Here is a 17,673-nt window from a genome sequence, read left to right on the forward strand (position 1 = left end):
CGGCACCGCAATCCACTCACCCAACGTCTGCTGATACTTGCCAGTGACCTTGCTCAAATGCAGCCACTGATCGACATACAGTTTCCAGCTGATGTCGTCGCGTGGCAGCAGGTAAGCCTTCTCGCCGTATTGCATGTATTGATGCGGGTTCACTGCGCACAAACCGGGTTTGAGTTTCTGCTGATACAGCGCTTCCGAGGCGTCGGTGATCATCACGTCGGCTTTGTTGTCGAGCAGTTGCTGGAAGATCGTCACGTTGTCGTGCAGGGCCAGTTGCGCTTTGGGCAGGAAGGCGTGAACGAAAGCTTCGTTGGTGCCGCCGGCAGGTTCCACGAGGCGCACGTTGGGCTGGTTGATCTGGTCGATGGTCTGGTATTTGGACTGGTCGGCGCAGCGCACCAGCGGGATCTTGCCGTCGGTGTCGAGGGTGTTGCTGAAGTAGGCTTTTTTCTGCCGTTCGAGGGTGACCGAGATGCCGCCCATGCCGATGTCGCATTTGCCGGCCTGCATGTCGGGCATCAGGGTTTTCCAGGTGGTCTGCACCCATTGCACCTTGACGCCGAGGCTGTCGGCCAGGGAGCGGGCCATGCTGATGTCGATGCCTTCGAAGTCGCCATCGTTGCGCTTGAAGGTATAGGGCTTGTAGTCGCCGGTGGTGCAGACGCGCAACTGGCCTTGTTGCTGAATGCTGTCGAGGTGGGACGTGGCGGGGTCGGCGTGAGCGCCAGTCGCCAGGGTCAGCAGGCCGCCGAGGATCATCGTGCTTTTTAGTGTTGTCATTGAGATCGGGCTTCTGAAAGGGAAGGTGGCCCAGTGTAGTGAAAGCCTTCCACGGGTGTCATCCCGGGTCCGGACTCAATGTGCCCAGCCACGCCACCAGCGCCACGATCAACAGGGCAAGGGCCAGCTCCATCACCACACTGCGCCGCAGCGCGTTCGCGGCGATGAGGTGCTGGCCGTCGCGCAGCGATTGTTGCAGTGACGGTCCAAGATGAAAGCGGTTCAACGCAGCGAGCACCAGCATCACGGCAAACGCCAGCACCTTGATCGCCAGCAGCAGCCCGTAGGTGCCGAACAGCACTCCGTCGAGCCTTGGGCCGACGATGAAAAGATAATTCATCACGCCGGTGACCAACACCGTTAGCACGATCAACGCGCCCATCCATTCGAAGCGTTTCACTGCATCGGCGAGCAGGCGAAGGCGTGTGTCACCGATCCGCCCGCTCGCCATCAACACCAGCGCCAGCAAGGCACCCAACCACGCTCCCGCCGCAAGCAAGTGCAAGATGTCGCTGAGAAAGTGCCAGAACCGCAGCCATCCTTCGTCCATCGCGCCATGCCCGCTCCATGCCAGCGAAGCGAGGGCAATGGCGCCTGCCAACGACGCTGGCCACAGACTCGGCCGGATCACTACGATGGCCAGCGCTGTCATCCGCAGCGCCCACGCCAGGCCGACGTCTGTTTCCAGCAGCATCATCTGCAGGTGCGGCCACAATGCCGCGAGCTGTGTTTCGCCACTCATGGCGCGGGTCATCAGCACCAGCCCGGCCACTGACAGTAACGCGGCTGTCACTGCCATGCCCCGCAACAACGGACGGAACCGCAGCAGCGCGTTGAAGCTGTACAAGCCAAACAACGCCAGCCCGAACAACAGCAGCAAATCCACATACAAGGCGAACCGCAGGATGATGTTGAGCAGGTCCGCCATTGTTCACTTCACTTTGAACGTGACGTTACCGGTGATCGGGTGCGTGTCGGCGGACACCGCGCGCCACAGCACCTGATAGGTGCCGGCAGGCAGCGGGGCGAGCGGGGTGATCAGCATGGTTTTCGGATCGCTGCTGGCGCTGACCTTGGCTTTCATCGGCATCGGCGAGTGAGCCATGCCACCCATTTCGGTCATTACCAGTTTGGCCCCGGAGAATTGCGTGACCAGGTTCTCGGAAAAGTGCAGCTCGATCCTGCCCGGCGCGGCGCCTTCCGCGCCTTCGGCTGGCGTCGACGAGAGCAGTTTCGGATGGGCCTGGGCGAGGGTGCTCAGGAGCAATCCGCTGGCGAATATCAGGGGCAACGTCAATGTGCGCATGCAAGGTCTCCGGTTTGTTTTTGTAGAAGAATTCAGAACCACAGCCTGACGCCGAGGACGAGGCGCGCCTCACTGCGATCCTCGTCTTCTTCGCGGGCATAGTCGGCGGTGTTGCCGTAAGTGCGATTCCACGTCACGCCGATGTAAGGCGCGAATTCGCGGCGGATTTCATAGCGCAACCGCAGGCCCGCCTCGGTATTGGACAACCCTGAGCCGATGCCTCGCTGCGGATCGTTTTTGCCATATATGTTGAGTTCTGCGGTCGGCTGCAGGATCAGTCGATTGGTCAGCAGGATGTCGTAGTCGCCCTCCAGGCGTACCGCACTCTGGCCGCCCTCGCCGAGGAAAGCCGTGGCTTCGGCCTCGAAGTTGTACAGCGCCATGCCTTGCACGCCCAACGCGGCCCAGGTTTGCGGTGCGCCGGGTTTGAAGTCCTGACGCACGCCGCTGACCACGTCCCACCACGGTGAAATGGCGTGGCCCCATAGCGCTTGAATTTCCGCGTCTTCAGTCTTGCCGTTGTTGCGCTCGCCTTCAGAACGCAGCCACAGCCGATCGGTATCCCCGCCGATCCAGCCGGACAGGTCCCAGGCCAAAGCGCTGCCGTCATCGGCGTTCTGCCATTCGAGTTTGTCGGCAAGAAAGTAGCTGTTTATAACGCTGTCGTGCACCTGATGACCGCCGGGGCTGGTGAACACCGCAGCGCGGTCGGCGTCGGTCACGGGCGGAACCGGCGTGCGGCTTTCGCTGGGCGCGGCGGGCTGCATCATACCGTCGTCCATGCTTTGCATTGCCGAATGATCCATCCCGGGCATCTGGCTGTGGTCCATGCCGTGCATGGCGTCGGCGGCCATGGCGGAGGTGCCGGCGAGCAGCAGCGAAAACACGCTGAGTCGAGTCATGATCGGTCTCTTCATTCTTCCACCCGCACTTCGCGGAACATGCCCGTTTCCATGTGATAAAGCAGATGACAGTGATAAGCCCAGCGGCCGAGGGCGTCGGCGGTGACGCGATAGCTGCGGCGGCTGCCGGGCGGCATGTCGATGGTGTGTTTGCGCACCTGAAAGTCGCCGTTTTCGTCTTCCAGATCGCTCCACATCCCGTGCAGGTGGATCGGGTGGGTCATCATGGTGTCGTTGACCAGCACCAGGCGGATGCGCTCGCCGTATTTCAGACGTAGAGGCTCGGCATTGGAGAATTTGATGCCGTTGAACGACCAGGCGAATTTCTCCATGTGGCCGGTCAGGTGCAGTTCTATCGTGCGGCCCGGATCGCGGCCGTCCGGGTCCTCGAAGGTGCTGCGCAGGTCGGCGTAGGTCAGCACTCGGCGGCCGTTGTTGCGCAGGCCGAGGCCTGGGTCGTCGAGCTTTGGCGCGGTGATCATGGCCTGCATGTCCACCAGCGGATTATTGTTTTCACTGTCGGGATGGGCTTGCATCGGGCCCATGCTGGAGTGATCCATGGTGCTCATGTCCATGCTGCCGTGATCCATGCCGCCCATGCCCATGTCGTCCATGCTCACCAACGGACGCGGATCCAGCGCCGGCACTGCTGCCGACATGCCGGGGCGTGTGGCGAGAGTGCCACGGGCGTAACCGCTGCGATCCATCGCCTGAGCGAAGAGGGTGTAGGCCTCGGTTGCAGGTTCAACGATCACGTCATAGGTCTCGGCCACGGCAATGCGCAGTTCATCGACGCTGACCGGTTTGACGTGCAGGCCATCGGCAGCCACCACCGTCATCTTCAGTCCCGGAATGCGCACATCGAAATAGGTCATGGCCGAGCCGTTGATCAGGCGCAGGCGCAGTTTTTCGCCGGGACGGAACAGCCAGGTGAAGTTGTCATCGGGGGCCTGGCCGTTGATCAAAAAGGTATACGTGGCGCCACTTACGTCGGCGATGTCGGTGGGGTTCATGTTCATTTGCGCCCACATCGTGCGATCGGCAACCGTGGCGCCCCAGCCTTTCTCACCGACATCGTTAATAAAGTCGCCGACGGTGCGTTTGTGGAAGTTGTAGTAGTCGGACTGCTTTTTCAGCGTCTTCATCAGGCTGGCCGGGTCTTCGTCGGTCCAGTCGCTGAGCATCACCACGTAGTCGCGATCGTACTGGAACGGCTCCGGCTCTTTGGCCTCAATGACCAGCGGCCCATAGACGCCGGCCTGCTCCTGTAAGCCGGAATGGCTGTGATACCAGTAGGTGCCGTGTTGCCGAACCTTGAACTGGTAAACGTACACGCCGCCCGGTTCGATGCCGTGGAAACTCAGACCCGGTACGCCGTCCATGTTCGCCGGCAGCAGAATGCCGTGCCAGTGAATCGAGGTGTCGGCCGTGAGCCGGTTTCGCACCCGCAGCGTCACGGTATCGCCTTCGCGCCAGCGCAACAGCGGACCGGGCAGGCTGCCATTGATGGTCATCGCCGTGCGTGCAGAACCCGTGAAATTGACCGGAGTTTCGCCGATGAACAACTCGAATTCGTTACCGCTCAGTTCGTTGACGGGCGCGGCGCCGTTCAGTGCCCAGACCGGTGTACGCCAGAGCCCGAGGCCACCGAGCAAGCTACCGGCGGCCAGGCCTTTGACAAAAGTACGTCTTGTGAGAATGGATGGCATGCGCTGGAAATCCCCGTCTGACTCATGACAGAGAGACTAGCCAGCCCCGGCTTTCAGTTGGCTGAGGCAAACATTACAGTTTTGTCAGTTAACCCGGGCGGCTTACAGGCTTAACCCTTGCTGCACCACCTGCAGCAGATTGTTTTCCGTCAGCGCGATCGCATCCAGCTCCTGGCCGGTCTCGATAGTCTGCAACCACCAATGGCTTTCGCCATGCTCGTCAACCGTGCGCAGCAACGACTGATCGCGCCCCGGCACCTTGATCTCGACACGTCCGCAACCGTCCTCGGTGAACCGCGCAATCGGATCGAAAATCAGACTGTGATTGTTCGCTTCGATCACCAACTGGTCGATGGCGTAGTCGTGGCTTTCGCCGTCCGGCGAACTTTCGCAAACGTGCGTAGGATTGCGCCGAATCTTCAGTCCTACTTCGGTGACTGGCTGCAGCCAGCCCTCAATGCGGTGGTACAAGTCGTACACCTGAGCAGGCCAGCAATCGATTTCCAGCGCCGCATCAGCCTGGGTATGCCGTGTCTGCTTGAGTCTGGCGGCGAGTTCGTCTGCTTTACTCATGTCGGTTCCCTTGTTGGATGTCTGCCTGTTCAGCGTAGACCTTTGCACGACGCAGGGCCTTGCCTTGCGTCATGCGCTTGCAATACAAGCGTGTCGAAATCAGCACTGGCCAGGTCTGGCCAACAACGAAAACCACGGACGCAGGCGTCCCAAGGAACGGGTTAATGAAAAAGCTGTTTACAATTCTAGCGCTGATCGCGCTGACGGCCGGTAGCATCGGCATGAGTTCGGCGCGTCAGCCGGAGTCGAACAAAGCTCAGGCGGAATCGGTGGCGGGGGTGTTCGACTACTACCTGCTGGCGCTGTCCTGGTCGCCGACTTTTTGTCTGTCGCACAAGGACGACGCGCAGTGCACCGGCAAGGGTTATGGTTTTGTCCTGCACGGTTTGTGGCCGCAATACGCCAAAGGCGGCTGGCCAGAATCCTGCCCGCCGCTGACCAGGCTATCGGCGGCAGAAACCAGCAAGGGCCTGACGATGTACCCGACAAAAAAACTCCTCGATCACGAATGGTCCAAGCACGGTACCTGCAGCGGTCTTGGCGCGGTGGGCTATCTGGACAAGTCCGATCAGGCCCTCGGCGCGGTGAAGATTCCGCAGGCGTTACAGCCGTTCGGCTCGACGTCGTACTACTTCGAAGCGCAGGAAATTGTCGATCTGTTTCGCAAGGCCAATCCGGGTATTTCCGAAGACGGAATTGCGGTGGTTTGCAGCGGCCCGCAGCTGTCGGAAGTGCGGGTGTGCATGGGCAAGGATTTGCAGTTCGGCGCGTGTGGCAAAGGGGTGAAGACGCAGTGTCGGGCGGGGGATATTCGGGTGCCGCCGGTACGGTAAGCCATCCGTAATGAGCCAGGAAAAGCAGGCGCTCCCGTGAGCGCCTGTTTTTTTGGCCTGAGGATTTGAAGGGGAGGGCAAATTCGCGCATGCTGCGCGCCTCAAAGGATCTGCACGACACATTGCAAGGAGCTGTTCATGAGCGGAAAACCCGCTGCCCGCGTCACCGATCCCACCGCCTGCCCGTTGCCGGGACACGGCACCAACCCGATCGTCAGCGGCTCGCCGAATGTCAATTTTGATGGACTGGCGGCTGCGCGCATGACCGACAAGTCCGCTTGCGGCAGTGCGATCAGCGGCGCTGTATCTGGCACCGTGTTCATCAATGGCTTGAACGCGGCGACGCTGGACAGCACCGGTGGCCACGGCAATGTCGTCATCGGCGGTTCAGGCACGGTGATCATTGGCGACACCGTAGTCGCGGCGCCTTTCAGTGGTCTGCTGCCGATGCCGGTGCACTTCACCGACAAGCTGAAACTGGTCAACGATGTGACCGGTGAACCGATGCCCAACCATCCCTACATGATCCAGCGCGCCGACGGACGCATGGAACATGGCGTGTCTGATGCCTCCGGATTTACCCATGAAGTCAGTTCGCACCTGCCTGAAACCATCAAGCTGTTTCTGGAGGAGTGAGGCAATGACGGCTGAGACGGTAACGTGCGCGAAGGGCAATACTTACAAGCTGCACAAGGAGCATACGCTGACCGACAAGAAGGATGTCAGCGCCAAGCCTGTGCCGGTGGAAAGTACCAAGGCGATCGTGCTTTTTATTGGTGGGGCTGGGGATAAGGAGAGTTATTACTTTTCTGGGCCTTATGGAAACATTTTGGCCGCCCGGGCTGCATTTGATAAACGCAATGAGTCGCTGAGCGCCGAAGGTAGATATCGCTCAGAGTGGCTGGGTTATAACGAAGTCAGAGGGAAGCAAGACATCCAGCGATATGTTCTTAGCCTGATTCCGTACAAGAGTTGCCCTATATACATCGTCGGACATAGCCTCGGTGGATGGAACGGTGCGCATCTGACGAAACTCATGTCGGATTGGGGATACAGAATGCAGATGCTGATTACTTTGGATCCGGTTGGCGAAGGTGCTCTTGTCTGGATCGGCTCAGACATATATCGCCAGCGACCTGACCCAGTCGCTGTCGAATGGATCAACATCAAAGCGACACCTACCAATAGAAATTCATCAGATGGCGTAGCTGACTTTGGTGAGAAGTGGATTGTTTCTTGTGGGCCTTCTTTGAACGTAAACGTCGATACCAGTCATGCAAACGCGCTAGAGCTGTTTGTTGCGCCTATTTCCGGTGGCAATTCGGCGAGCGATTTGTTGATGGCCGCGATCATGAAGGAGTTTTCTTGATGTCCAGATTGATCATCTGCGTATTGCTCATTGTTTGCTCCGGATGTGCAAAAGACCATTCAAAGCCTGCTGCAAACTTGAGTTTCGTGTCCGTGAAACGAGAGAGGACGCTTTTATATGACATCCGATACCAATCGGATGTGGATGTCCTGAACCTGTTTGATAAAGGACAGGGAGAAGGGATGATTGCAGGTTTTCTGACGTGTGCGTTGGGGGACGATCATGATTTCTCCATTGAGAAAGCGATGCAGTTTTCCGCGGTAGGTTTGATTGAGTCTGACGGGGAACCGCTAAACGGAGGGAAATTTTCTTATCTCACCAGCGCGTTTCTCGTTGAAACCTCCAGCAGCCGTAGTTCAGAACGTCACCTGTCTACAACGGAGCTAAACAACCTTCTCTCCAACAAAAGCCAGATTCCCTGCAAACTATTTGTCACTGCCTTTGGCTACAAAACCTACTACTCAAACACCATGAACATCCCCACCGCCGACCTGCTCCGCGAAATCAACAAACCCGAATAAACAACCCCGGGGGGACTCACGCAAATCCCCCCGCATCCACCCCCAATTCCCCACGCAAAAACTCCACCAGCCCCCGCTGCAACCCGCTCAACACTCCCTCGCGGCTGACCAGCGCAAGTTCCGTCGGCGCCAACTCCGGCAGATCCGTACACACCTCATGCTCTGGCAATACCGCCGAAACCGGCAGCACCGAAACCCCCAACCCAGACGCTACCGCCGCTTGAATCCCGGTCAGGCTGTGGCTGCCGAACGCCACTCGCCACGGTCGCTGCGCTACATCGAGCAGGCGAATCGCCCGTTGTCGATACAGGCAGCCCTGCGGAAACAGCGCCAGCGGCAGCACACCGCTGGAGGTGTCGAATTCGGTGCCTTTGACCCATACCAGGCGTTCCGGCCAGGTGGCCCATGCCGGGCCGCTGTCGGGTTCGCGTTTGATCAGGGCAATGTCGATGTCGCCGGCGTCGAGGCGTTGGCGCAGGTCGAGGCTCATGCCGCTGATGGTTTCCAGGCGCGCCTGCGGGTGGCTGCGGGTGAAGCCGGCGAGGATCAGTGCCATGCACCGGGCGTCGAAGTCTTCCGGCATGCCGATGCGCAGCACTTCCAGATCGACGTCGCTGGCCAGCGCTTGCGTGGCTTCGGCAGACAGCGCCAGTAACCGGCGCGCATAGTGGATCAGCAGTTCGCCGTGTTCGGTGACCGCGACGTTCACTCCGCTGCGGTCGCGCAGGAGTAGCGGGTGGCCGACCAGATCTTCGAGTTTGCGCACCTGCTGGCTGACCGTCGATTGCGTGCGGTGCACACGTTCGGCGGCGCGGGTGAAGCTGCCTTCGTCGACCACGCAGACAAAGGTTTTCAGCAGTTCCAGATCCAGCATGGCGGTATTCCTGATAGTTGTTTTGCGAATGACGATCGCGTATTTATTTAATTTCACACTATCACCGCGCGCTCATAAGCTGAAGTCCTCACTCTGGAGGAATCGACCGATGACCTTGAACAACACGCCACGCCCGCACTGGCTGACCTTCGATTGCTACGGCACGCTGATCCACTGGGATGAAGGCCTGAAAGCCGTGGTCGAGAAAATACTCAGCGACAAGGGCCAGCACGCAGTTGACGCCACTAAGTTGATCGAAGTCTACGACCGTCACGAGCACCGTCTGGAACAAACGCCGCCGCACCGTACCTTTCGGGAACTGAGCACCCTCGGCCTGCAACTGGCGCTGGCAGAGTTGGGCTTGCCGAGCCAGCCCGAGGACAGTCAACGCCTGGCGGCGGCCATCCCGAACATGCCGCCATTTGCCGAAGTGGTCGACACCCTCGCGCAGCTCAAAGCCATGGGCTTCAAGCTGTGCATCGTCTCCAACACCGACGACGACATCATTGCCGGCAACGTCGCGCAACTCGGCGGCCACATCGACCGGGTGATCACCGCGCAACAGGCTGGTGCCTACAAACCGGCGCCACGCCTGTTCGACTACGCTCATGAGCAATTGGGCGTGTCCCGGGATGAAGTGGTGCACATCTGCGCCAGCCCAATGCTCGATCACACGGCGGCGCGGGACATGGGCTTTCGTTGCGTGTGGATCGATCGCGGCACGGGTCGTCAGTTGTTGCCGGACTATCGGCCCGACGCGATCCTCTCCAGCCTCGATCAACTGCTGCCGCTGTTCAAATCCCTCGGCTGGACCTAAGGAGAATTGCCATGGCGCATATCTTGAGCGGCACTGGCAAAGCCAGACCAAGCGCAACGTTGAATCTGGAAACCGAGGCGATCATCACCGCTCGCAACGAACTTGCTGCGTGCTTTCAACTGGCCGCATTGCATGGTCTGGAGGAGGGCATCTGCAATCACTTTTCGGCGATGCTGCCGGGGCATGATGATCTGTTTCTGGTCAATCCATACGGCTACGCTTTTTCGGAAGTGACCGCGCAGAATCTGCTGGTCTGTGACTTCGCCGGCAATGTGGTCGATGGCGATGGCGAGCCCGAAGCAACTGCGTTCTACATCCACGCGCGCCTGCACAAACAACTGCCACGGGTAAAAGTTGCGTTCCATACGCACATGCCGCACGCCACCGCGTTGTGCCTGTTGCAAGGCCCGCCGCTGCTGTGGCTGGGGCAGACTGCGCTGAAGTTTTACGGGCGCACAGCGGTGGACGAGGATTACAACGGCCTCGCACTGGACGCATCCGAAGGCGACCGCATCGCCAGCGTCATGGGCGACGCCGACATTCTCTTTCTGAAAAACCACGGGGTGATTGTCGCTGCGCCGACCATCGCCGAAGCCTGGGACGATCTGTATTACCTGGAGCGCGCCGCGCAAGTGCAACTGCTGGCCATGGCCACCGGGCGTGAATTGAAACCGGTGCCCCACGCCATTGCGCAGCGCGCCTATGAACAAATGCGTCAAGGCGATGCGCAAAGTGCTCGCGCGCACCTGACCAGCGCGATGCGGCGGCTGGCCCTGCACAACTGATTAACCGTAAAGAAGCAATCGTAAATAAATCGACGAAAAGCGATCATCCAAACTCGCGACGCGCCGATAACTGGGCGGGAGGCGGGCGTTTGCCCGGTACATCCCGGTGGGCTACGCTCACACATACAAGGGTTTCGGGCTCGCGCCCCTGTCGTACCTGCCCAGGACATGCTTTTGCCAATCCCCATTCACGATCCGCATCAGGCCCCCGGCACGCTCAAACGGTTGCCGCTTCGCAAAGCGGCGGTGCTGTTTATCGTTGCGGTGAGCCTGTGCCTGTGCGGTCTGCTGTACCTGCAATTGGAGCAGTCGCGGCGTCAGGATCTGGCGGTGGCGAAAATGGCCTCGGGCAACCTGACCCGAGCCATGGCGCAGCAGGCCGAGGACACCGTGCGGGCGGCAGATCTGGTGATGACCAGCCTCGTCGACTGGATTCAGGACGATGGTTACGGGGCGGCGCAGCGCCCTCGGTTACAGCGGATCTTTGCCCGCCGCGCGCAGCAACTGGATCAGTTGCATGGCATCTTTCTCTTCGATCGCGAAGGGCAGTGGGTCATTACTTCGTTCGCCGATCTGCCTCGTGGCAATGGCGTGGCCGATCGCGAATATTTCAAGTTCCATCAGCAGAATGCTTCGACCGTTGCGCACATCGGCCCGGCGATTCGCAGCCGCGAAAACGGCGAGTGGATTATTCCGATTTCCAGACGCGTCAACGATCAACTTGGCAACTTTCAGGGCGTGCTGATGGCCGGTATCCGCATGTCCTACTTCGATCAGTTCTTCAAAAGCTTCAGCCTCGATGACAGCGGCATCATGTTTCTGGCGCTGACCGACGGCACCTTGCTGGCGCGACGGCCCTTTGATGAGTCGCTGATCAACACCTCGGTGGCTCACGGCGAGATCTATCAAACCCTGTTGCCGAACGCTAACGCTGGCACCGCGATGCTCAATTCCGTGGTCGACGGCGTGACCCGCTTGTATGGCTATCGCCAGCTCGCCTCGTATCCGCTGGTGGTCTCTGCTGCGACGTCGCAAGACACGATTCTGCAGGGCTGGTATGACCGCGCCTTTCAGTCCAGCGTGATTGTCGCGCTGGTGATCCTCGGGATTGGCCTGTTCGGCTGGGTGTTCATTCATCAGGTGCGCGACGGCGAGCGTATCGAGAAAAACCTGCGCAAGGCGCAACTGGCGCTGGAACAGATTGCCACCCACGACAGCCTTACCGGGTTGGCCAACCGGCGCTTGTTCGAGCGCTCGCTGGATATTGAGTTTGCCCGGGGCGCGCGCCAGGTCAGCCCGGTGAGCCTGATCATGCTCGATATCGATTTCTTCAAGCGCTACAACGACGCTTATGGTCATGTCGCCGGCGATCAATGCCTGGCGCAGGTGGCGCAAGTGGTGAAGACCTGCTGCCAGCGCAAGTCGGATCTGGCAGTGCGTTACGGTGGGGAAGAGTTTGCCGTGCTGCTGCCGGACACCGATATCAATGGGGCGCTGGCGATTGCCGGGCAGATACGCCGCAGCGTGATCGACAAGCACATCATTCACAGCGGCTCGCCGACCGGTTATCTCACCGTGAGCCTGGGCTGTTATTCATTTATTCCCAACGGCAACGACAGCCCGCAGGTGTTTATCCAGCGCGCGGACGCGGCGTTGTATCAGGCGAAAAATGCCGGACGCAATCGCGCGGCGGTGTTTACAGCTGAAGAGGGTTTTGCCGAGCTGATGCGTTCGGATCGCTGATTCTTTCAATCAACAGAAATCAGAAGTGGGAGCGAGCCTGCTCGCGAATCGGTGTGTCAGCTTGCATCAAGCTTGGCTGACAGACCGCTTTCGCGAGCAGGCTCGCTCCCACATTGGGTCCTGATGTAAGCAGGACTATCTGGGATGGCTCTTGTTCGTTCAGCCGCCGGTGCCACCGCCCGCACCACCCGTGCCGCCGCCGGCCGAGCCGGTGCCGCCACCCGCGCCGGAACCCGAGCCACTGGCGCCGCCATTGGTGCCCGTGCCGGTGCCCATCCCCGAGCCAGTACCGGTGCCGGTGCCGTTATTGGTTCCGCCAGAACCAGTGCCGCCCGATGGCGAGCCCGGGGTGTTGTCTGGCGGCATGGTCGAGCTGCTGGCGCCGCCGGACTTGGTGCCCGTCGCATCGGTGCTGTCATTGGCCGCGAAGCTGGCGGCGGATGCCGTGGCGAGCAGGCCGGCCAACAATAACGAAGTGAATTTGCGCGTCATCATGGTACGTCTCCTGATAAAGGGGATTACCTGATATTGGTCTTGCGCACTGAAACCTTGGTGCCCGTCGAGTGACGAGCGGTCAGTCGCTGCGCCAAGTGGCCTACCGTTCTTCTGCAATATTGGCTATTTGCCGAACCACCCCCGGGGACTAACGTAGCCACACATTCAATCGCTACCCCGGAGCCCACCATGCAACCTCGTGCCGATTTCTACACCGCTTCCCCCGATGCCATGAAAGCGATGATGGCGCTGGAAAATGCCGTCTCGAAACTGTCGCTGGAAAAGAGCCTGCTCGAACTGGTCAAGCTGCGCTCTTCACAGATCAACGGTTGCGCATTCTGCATCGACATGCACACCGCCGACGCGATCAAGGACGGCGAAACGCCGCGTCGCCTGTTCGCCGTGACGGCCTGGCGCGAAGCGCCGTTCTTCAGCGAGCGTGAACGTGCAGCGCTGCTGTGGACCGAGTCGCTGACACAACTGAGCCTGACCCACGCGCCGGACGAAGACTATGAAGTCGTCGCTGCCCAATTCTCGCCAAAGGAGCTGGTTGACCTGACCGTTGCGATCAACACCATCAACGGCTGGAATCGCCTGGCGGTGGGCTTCCGCAAACTGCCGCAGGCCTGAAACACTCACGCTATTCCCTTGTGGGAGCGAGCCTGCTCGCGAAGGCGACGTGTCAGTCACCATCATCGTTGCTGACATACCGCATTCGCGAGCAGGCTCGCTCCCACAGGGACCTGCTCAATGCCCATCGGAGCTCGGCGTCGTCGGTGGTTGCACCTTGCGCATCAAGAACACCGTCACAGCGTGCATTGCTTTGTATTAATACGAAGCATTACTATTCACGCCCCTTTCTCACACGCCGCCCATCCCCCATGCGCTCCCGCAGATCCGGCTTTTTCGAGCATTACGAAGAGTTGATCGGCACCTGGACTCGGCGCCTGCGCAATCGCGCGCAGGCCGAGGATCTGGCGCACGACACCTTTGTGCGGGTGCTCGAGGCGGATTCGGCGGCGGTGCAGCAGCCGCGTGCGTATTTGCACCAGACCGCGCGCAACATCGCGGTTGATGGGTATCGGCGTGAGGATCGGCGCGGCGCCATGGAGTCGGAGGCGGTCGAGGACACTGCGTCGTCAGCGGGCGACCCGGAGCATTACATGCGCGCGATCCAGTTGGCCGACTCCATCGAACGCGCGCTTGCCGAATTGCCGCTCAACTGCCGCAAGATTTTTGTCTGGCAGAAGATCGAAGGCCTGACTCAGGCAGAAATTGCCGAACGCCTGGGGCTGTCCAGGAACATGGTCGAAAAGTATATGATCCGCACCCTGCGGCATTTGCGTGAGCGGCTGGATGGGTTGCAATCATGAGCGCTCGCGTCTTTTCATTCTCAGCCGGACAGGACATTCCATGATGGAAACGGGTGATTGCGCCTGTGGGCAAACGGCGGTGCGTGACGAAGCGGCGGCCTGGTTCGTGCGTTTGCAGGAGCCGAACGTCAGCGTCGAGCAACGCCAAGGCTTCGAGGCCTGGCTGAACGAGCATCCGCAGCACCGCGAAGAATTCCAGTTGCTGCAAGGCTTGTGGACCGCGGCTGATCTGCTGCCGACTTCTCGCCTCAAGGCGCTTGCCGAAACTCCGCCACCTCGCCGCGAACGCCGGCCGTTGCTGCGTTACGCCGTGGCCGCGAGTGTTCTGGCCGTGGCGCTGGGACTTGGCCTGTTCAGCGGGCTGAATCATCCGGGCGGTTACCGCGCCGAGTTCGCCACGGCGTTGGGCGAGCGCAAGCATGTAGCGTTGCCGGATGGTTCGGTGATCGATCTGAACAGTCGCAGCCGCTTGCAGGTGCGTTATGAGAAGGATCGACGGCTGATCGAATTGAGCGCGGGCGAGGCGATGTTCAGCGTTGAACACGACGCCTCGCGTCCGTTCGTGGTCGAGGCCGGCAGCGGCAAGGTCACAGTCACCGGTACGCGTTTCGATGTGCGCCGCGATGCCACGCAGACCCGCGTTGCGGTGGAGCAGGGCACGGTGAAGGTGCAGGGAAGTGCTGCCCCGGACAACGAATTCATCAACCTCACCGCAGGCCTCGGCACTGCGGTCGATGCCAAGGGCAAAGTCCTGCCGGCCTACGCGGTCAACCCGGCGCAGCTGACCGCATGGCGCAACGGCAAACTGGTGTTCAACAACGCCAGCCTCGGCGAAGTAGCGGCGGAAGTATCGCGCTATCGCGACAAACCGCTGACCGTATCCCAGCCGAACGTGGCCAGCCTGCGCCTGACCAGCGTGTTCAAGTCCGACGACACCGACGCCTTGCTCAAAGCCTTGCCGGGCATCCTGCCAGTGTCCATTCGCACCTTGGCCGATGGCAGTCAGGAAATAATTTCCAGATAGCATTCAGGTTTTTTTCCAGTTCATCGTCTTCCTGTTCAACTGCAACTGGTTTGCATTAACAGCTGCACACTCTTGCGATCCACAGGACTGCGTACGACGTGAACATCACCACAATCCACAATAAAAAATCCCCTTGGTTGCCACTGGCCATGGCGCTGGCGGTCAGTGCCGCGATGCCGTTGGCGTTTGCCGCTGAAGCCATTCATATCCGCGCGCAACCGCTGGGCCAGGCCTTGAGCGAGCTGGGCCAGCAAACCTCGCTGCAGGTGTTTTTCAGCCCCGAACTGGTGGCCGGCAAACAGGCGCCAGCGGTCGACGGCGACCTTTCGCCAGAGCAGGCTTTGCGGCAGCTGTTGCAGGGCAGCGGTCTCGATTATCAGATCAATGAAGGCTCGGTGACGCTCGCTCCAGCCGCCACCTCCGCAGCCAGCAACGGCCCGCTGGAGCTCGGCGTGACCGACATCAAAGTGGTCGGCGACTGGCTCGGTGACGCCGACGCGGCGGTGGTGCAGAACCACCCCGGCGCGCGCACGGTGATTCGCCGCGAAGCGATGGTCGAGCAGGGCGCGATGAACGTCAGCGACGTGCTCAAACGCGTGCCTGGCGTGCAGGTGCAGGACTCCAATGGCACCGGCGGCAGTGATATTTCCCTCAACGTCGGCGTACGCGGTCTGACTTCGCGCCTGTCGCCACGCTCGACCGTACTGATCGATGGCGTGCCAGCGGCGTTCGCGCCATACGGCCAGCCGCAGTTGTCGATGGCGCCGATCTCCTCGGGCAACCTCGACAGCATCGACGTGGTACGCGGCGCCGGTTCCGTGCGCTACGGGCCACAGAACGTCGGCGGCGTGATCAACTTCGTGACCCGCGCGATCCCGGAGAAAACCACCGGCGAAATCGGCACCACTCTGGAAACGACGCAGTACGGCGGCTGGAAACACATTGACACCGCGTTCGTCGGTGGCACCGCCGACAACGGCATGGGCGTCGCGCTGCTGTACTCCGGCGTCAACGGCCACGGCTATCGCGAGCGCAACAACGGCAACGACATCGACGACGTGCTGCTCAAAACGCACTGGGCGCCGACTGATCAGGACGATTTCAGCCTCAACTTTCACTACTACGACGCCAGTGCCGACATGCCGGGCGGCCTGACTCAGCGTCAGTACGACGACAAACCGTACGAATCGGTGCGTGATTACGACCAGTTCACAGGACGACGCAAAGACGTGTCGTTCAAGTGGATCCGCCAGATCGACGAGCGCACTCAGGCAGAAATTCTCACCTATTACACCGACAGCTTTCGCGGCAGCACCATCGCCGCGCGCGATCAGCGCACCCTCAGCTCGTACCCGCGTTCCTACTACACCCTCGGCATCGAGCCGCGCGTGTCGCGGGTGTTCGATGTCGGCCCGACCACTCAGGAAGTCAGCGTCGGTTATCGCTATCTGAAAGAGGCGATGCACGAAGAGTCGAGTCGTCTGGCGCTGGTCAACAACCAGCCAGTAGTCACGCCGACCTCTGACGGCCACGTATTCCAGGATCGCACCGGTGGCACCGAGGCCAATTCGGTGTATGTCGACAACAAGATCGACGTCGGCAACTGGACCATCACCCCAGGCATTCGCTTCGAACACATCAGCACCGATTGGCACGACCGCGCCGTGCTCGACACCGCTGGCCGGCCGGTACCGGAGAAAAACCGCAGCATCGAAAGCAACGAACCGCTGCCGGCGCTGAGCGTGATGTATCACCTCTCCGATGCCTGGAAACTGTTCGCCAACTACGAAACCTCGTTCGGCAGCCTGCAATATTTCCAGCTCGGCCAGGGCGGTTCGGGTGACAGCACCGCCAACGGTCTGGAGCCGGAAAAGGCCAAGACCTACGAGATCGGCACGCGTTACAACGATGATGTCTGGGGCGGCGAGGTGACGCTGTTCTACATCGACTTCGATGACGAACTGCAATACATCAGCAACGATGTTGGCTGGACCAACCTCGGCGCGACCAAGCACCAGGGCATCGAAGCCTCGGCGCACTACGACATGGCGGCCCTCGACCCGCGCCTCGATGGTTTGACCGCCAATGCCGGGTTCACCTACACCCGCGCCACCTATGAAGGCGAGATCCCCGGCTTCAAGGGCCGCGATCTGCCGTTCTATTCGCGGCAGGTGGCCACGGTCGGATTGCGTTACGAGATCAACCGCTGGACGTACAACATCGATGGCTTCGCCCAATCGAAACAGCGTTCGCCGGGCACGGGTGTGAATGCGGATGGCAGCTTCAATGGCAACTACATCACTGAAGGCACGGCGGACGGGCAGTACGGCGACATCCCGGGTTACGTGACCTGGAACGTGCGCGGCGGCTACGACTTTGGTCCGCAGGTGTCGAACCTCAAGCTTGGTGCCGGGGTGAAGAACGTCTTCGACAAGCAATACTTCACCCGCTCCAGCGACAACAACTCGGGGATGTATGTCGGCGCGCCGCGCACGTTCTTCGTGCAGGCCAGCGTCGGTTTCTAAAACACAAGATCAAAAGATCGCAGCCTTCGGCAGCTCCTACAGGG

Annotated in this window: 19 protein-coding genes; 11 read left to right on the plus strand and 8 right to left on the minus strand. The window is 60.4% G+C overall.

Annotated elements, in window-relative coordinates; all coding sequences use genetic code 11:
* The 6 genes from D6877_RS03090 to D6877_RS03115 form a co-directional block, all read right to left on the minus strand.
* The coding region (locus D6877_RS03090) for a transporter substrate-binding domain-containing protein (protein ID WP_130909811.1) at nucleotides 1-780 on the minus strand (780 nt) is incomplete at its 3' end.
* A 58-nt stretch (nucleotides 781-838) separates the two neighbouring features.
* Nucleotides 839-1,708 (minus strand): copper homeostasis membrane protein CopD, encoded by an 870-nt coding sequence (copD, locus tag D6877_RS03095; RefSeq protein ID WP_130909812.1) that lies wholly within the window; start codon nucleotides 1,706-1,708, stop codon nucleotides 839-841.
* A gap of 3 nt (nucleotides 1,709-1,711) precedes the next feature.
* Complete coding sequence (gene copC / locus D6877_RS03100; protein ID WP_130909813.1) at nucleotides 1,712-2,086, minus strand: copper homeostasis periplasmic binding protein CopC; 375 nt, start codon at nucleotides 2,084-2,086, stop codon at nucleotides 1,712-1,714.
* A 32-nt stretch (nucleotides 2,087-2,118) separates the two neighbouring features.
* A complete protein-coding gene (locus D6877_RS03105; protein ID WP_130909814.1) occupies nucleotides 2,119-2,988 on the minus strand; it encodes a copper resistance protein B in 870 nt (289 codons plus the stop codon).
* Between the two features lie 11 nt (nucleotides 2,989-2,999).
* Complete coding sequence (locus D6877_RS03110; RefSeq protein ID WP_130909815.1) at nucleotides 3,000-4,697, minus strand: copper resistance system multicopper oxidase; 1,698 nt, start codon at nucleotides 4,695-4,697, stop codon at nucleotides 3,000-3,002.
* Nucleotides 4,698-4,799: 102 nt separating this feature from the next.
* Nucleotides 4,800-5,270 carry a hypothetical protein gene (locus D6877_RS03115; protein WP_122752110.1) on the minus strand — a complete coding sequence of 157 codons (471 nt, stop codon included), beginning with the start codon at nucleotides 5,268-5,270 and terminating at the stop codon, nucleotides 4,800-4,802.
* Between the two features lie 164 nt (nucleotides 5,271-5,434).
* Here D6877_RS03115 and D6877_RS03120 point away from each other — a divergent pair, with 164 nt between their 5' ends.
* The 4 genes from D6877_RS03120 (at nucleotide 5,435) to D6877_RS03135 (ending at nucleotide 7,993) form a co-directional block, all read left to right on the plus strand.
* Nucleotides 5,435-6,103 (plus strand): ribonuclease T2, encoded by a 669-nt coding sequence (locus D6877_RS03120; RefSeq protein ID WP_130909816.1) that lies wholly within the window; start codon nucleotides 5,435-5,437, stop codon nucleotides 6,101-6,103.
* Between the two features lie 108 nt (nucleotides 6,104-6,211).
* Nucleotides 6,212-6,739 carry a PAAR domain-containing protein gene (locus D6877_RS03125; protein ID WP_277751469.1) on the plus strand — a complete coding sequence of 176 codons (528 nt, stop codon included), beginning with the start codon at nucleotides 6,212-6,214 and terminating at the stop codon, nucleotides 6,737-6,739.
* A 4-nt stretch (nucleotides 6,740-6,743) separates the two neighbouring features.
* On the plus strand, nucleotides 6,744-7,472 hold the full coding sequence (locus D6877_RS03130) for an alpha/beta hydrolase (RefSeq protein WP_130909818.1): 729 nt from the start codon (nucleotides 6,744-6,746) through the stop codon (nucleotides 7,470-7,472).
* A complete protein-coding gene (locus tag D6877_RS03135; RefSeq protein ID WP_178083624.1) occupies nucleotides 7,472-7,993 on the plus strand; it encodes a hypothetical protein in 522 nt (173 codons plus the stop codon). Before D6877_RS03130 ends, D6877_RS03135 begins: the two co-directional genes overlap by 1 nt.
* Before the next feature lie 16 nt (nucleotides 7,994-8,009).
* Here the strand turns inward: D6877_RS03135 and D6877_RS03140 are convergent, their stop codons facing one another.
* Nucleotides 8,010-8,867, minus strand: a complete 858-nt coding sequence (locus D6877_RS03140) for a LysR substrate-binding domain-containing protein (RefSeq protein WP_130909820.1) — start codon at nucleotides 8,865-8,867, stop codon at nucleotides 8,010-8,012.
* Between the two features lie 109 nt (nucleotides 8,868-8,976).
* On the opposite strand from D6877_RS03140, the gene D6877_RS03145 reads away from it, so the two are divergent.
* From D6877_RS03145 to D6877_RS03155, 3 genes are all read left to right on the plus strand, one after another.
* A complete protein-coding gene (locus D6877_RS03145) occupies nucleotides 8,977-9,684 on the plus strand; it encodes a haloacid dehalogenase type II (protein WP_130909821.1) in 708 nt (235 codons plus the stop codon).
* Nucleotides 9,685-9,695: 11 nt separating this feature from the next.
* Complete coding sequence (locus tag D6877_RS03150; RefSeq protein ID WP_130909822.1) at nucleotides 9,696-10,469, plus strand: aldolase; 774 nt, start codon at nucleotides 9,696-9,698, stop codon at nucleotides 10,467-10,469.
* Between the two features lie 174 nt (nucleotides 10,470-10,643).
* Nucleotides 10,644-12,212 (plus strand): sensor domain-containing diguanylate cyclase, encoded by a 1,569-nt coding sequence (locus D6877_RS03155; protein WP_130909823.1) that lies wholly within the window; start codon nucleotides 10,644-10,646, stop codon nucleotides 12,210-12,212.
* Between the two features lie 159 nt (nucleotides 12,213-12,371).
* On the opposite strand, the gene D6877_RS03160 is transcribed toward D6877_RS03155, so the two are convergent.
* Complete coding sequence (locus tag D6877_RS03160) at nucleotides 12,372-12,707, minus strand: hypothetical protein (protein WP_130909824.1); 336 nt, start codon at nucleotides 12,705-12,707, stop codon at nucleotides 12,372-12,374.
* 189 nt (nucleotides 12,708-12,896) lie between these two features.
* On the opposite strand from D6877_RS03160, the gene D6877_RS03165 reads away from it, so the two are divergent.
* The 4 genes from D6877_RS03165 to D6877_RS03180 all read left to right on the plus strand — a co-directional run bounded on the left by D6877_RS03165 (nucleotide 12,897) and on the right by D6877_RS03180 (nucleotide 17,629).
* Nucleotides 12,897-13,337, plus strand: coding sequence for a carboxymuconolactone decarboxylase family protein (locus D6877_RS03165; protein ID WP_016775423.1), 441 nt, complete (start codon nucleotides 12,897-12,899; stop codon nucleotides 13,335-13,337).
* A gap of 251 nt (nucleotides 13,338-13,588) precedes the next feature.
* A complete protein-coding gene (locus D6877_RS03170; protein ID WP_130909825.1) occupies nucleotides 13,589-14,080 on the plus strand; it encodes a sigma-70 family RNA polymerase sigma factor in 492 nt (163 codons plus the stop codon).
* Nucleotides 14,081-14,120: 40 nt separating this feature from the next.
* Nucleotides 14,121-15,104 carry a FecR family protein gene (locus D6877_RS03175; RefSeq protein WP_130909826.1) on the plus strand — a complete coding sequence of 328 codons (984 nt, stop codon included), beginning with the start codon at nucleotides 14,121-14,123 and terminating at the stop codon, nucleotides 15,102-15,104.
* Between the two features lie 149 nt (nucleotides 15,105-15,253).
* Entirely contained in the window at nucleotides 15,254-17,629 is a 2,376-nt protein-coding gene (locus D6877_RS03180) for a TonB-dependent receptor (protein WP_130909832.1), read from the plus strand.
* The last annotated feature ends 44 nt before the right edge of the window (nucleotides 17,630-17,673 follow it).

Source organism: Pseudomonas sp. Sample_9, assembly GCF_004307535.1.
In the GTDB taxonomy this organism is placed as follows: domain Bacteria; phylum Pseudomonadota; class Gammaproteobacteria; order Pseudomonadales; family Pseudomonadaceae; genus Aquipseudomonas; species Aquipseudomonas mercuritolerans.

Coding starts and splice junctions, on each gene's coding strand:
- D6877_RS03130 (WP_130909818.1), top strand. CDS start 6,744: ATGACGGCTGAGACGGTAACGTGCGCGAAGGGCAATACTTACAAGCTG.
- copC (WP_130909813.1), bottom strand. CDS start 2,086: ATGCGCACATTGACGTTGCCCCTGATATTCGCCAGCGGATTGCTCCTG.
- D6877_RS03135 (WP_178083624.1), top strand. CDS start 7,472: ATGTCCAGATTGATCATCTGCGTATTGCTCATTGTTTGCTCCGGATGT.
- D6877_RS03120 (WP_130909816.1), top strand. CDS start 5,435: ATGAAAAAGCTGTTTACAATTCTAGCGCTGATCGCGCTGACGGCCGGT.
- D6877_RS03145 (WP_130909821.1), top strand. CDS start 8,977: ATGACCTTGAACAACACGCCACGCCCGCACTGGCTGACCTTCGATTGC.
- D6877_RS03105 (WP_130909814.1), bottom strand. CDS start 2,988: ATGACTCGACTCAGCGTGTTTTCGCTGCTGCTCGCCGGCACCTCCGCC.
- D6877_RS03150 (WP_130909822.1), top strand. CDS start 9,696: ATGGCGCATATCTTGAGCGGCACTGGCAAAGCCAGACCAAGCGCAACG.
- D6877_RS03115 (WP_122752110.1), bottom strand. CDS start 5,270: ATGAGTAAAGCAGACGAACTCGCCGCCAGACTCAAGCAGACACGGCAT.
- D6877_RS03180 (WP_130909832.1), top strand. CDS start 15,254: ATGGCGCTGGCGGTCAGTGCCGCGATGCCGTTGGCGTTTGCCGCTGAA.
- D6877_RS03175 (WP_130909826.1), top strand. CDS start 14,121: ATGATGGAAACGGGTGATTGCGCCTGTGGGCAAACGGCGGTGCGTGAC.
- D6877_RS03160 (WP_130909824.1), bottom strand. CDS start 12,707: ATGATGACGCGCAAATTCACTTCGTTATTGTTGGCCGGCCTGCTCGCC.
- D6877_RS03165 (WP_016775423.1), top strand. CDS start 12,897: ATGCAACCTCGTGCCGATTTCTACACCGCTTCCCCCGATGCCATGAAA.
- D6877_RS03140 (WP_130909820.1), bottom strand. CDS start 8,867: ATGCTGGATCTGGAACTGCTGAAAACCTTTGTCTGCGTGGTCGACGAA.
- D6877_RS03110 (WP_130909815.1), bottom strand. CDS start 4,697: ATGCCATCCATTCTCACAAGACGTACTTTTGTCAAAGGCCTGGCCGCC.
- D6877_RS03170 (WP_130909825.1), top strand. CDS start 13,589: ATGCGCTCCCGCAGATCCGGCTTTTTCGAGCATTACGAAGAGTTGATC.
- copD (WP_130909812.1), bottom strand. CDS start 1,708: ATGGCGGACCTGCTCAACATCATCCTGCGGTTCGCCTTGTATGTGGAT.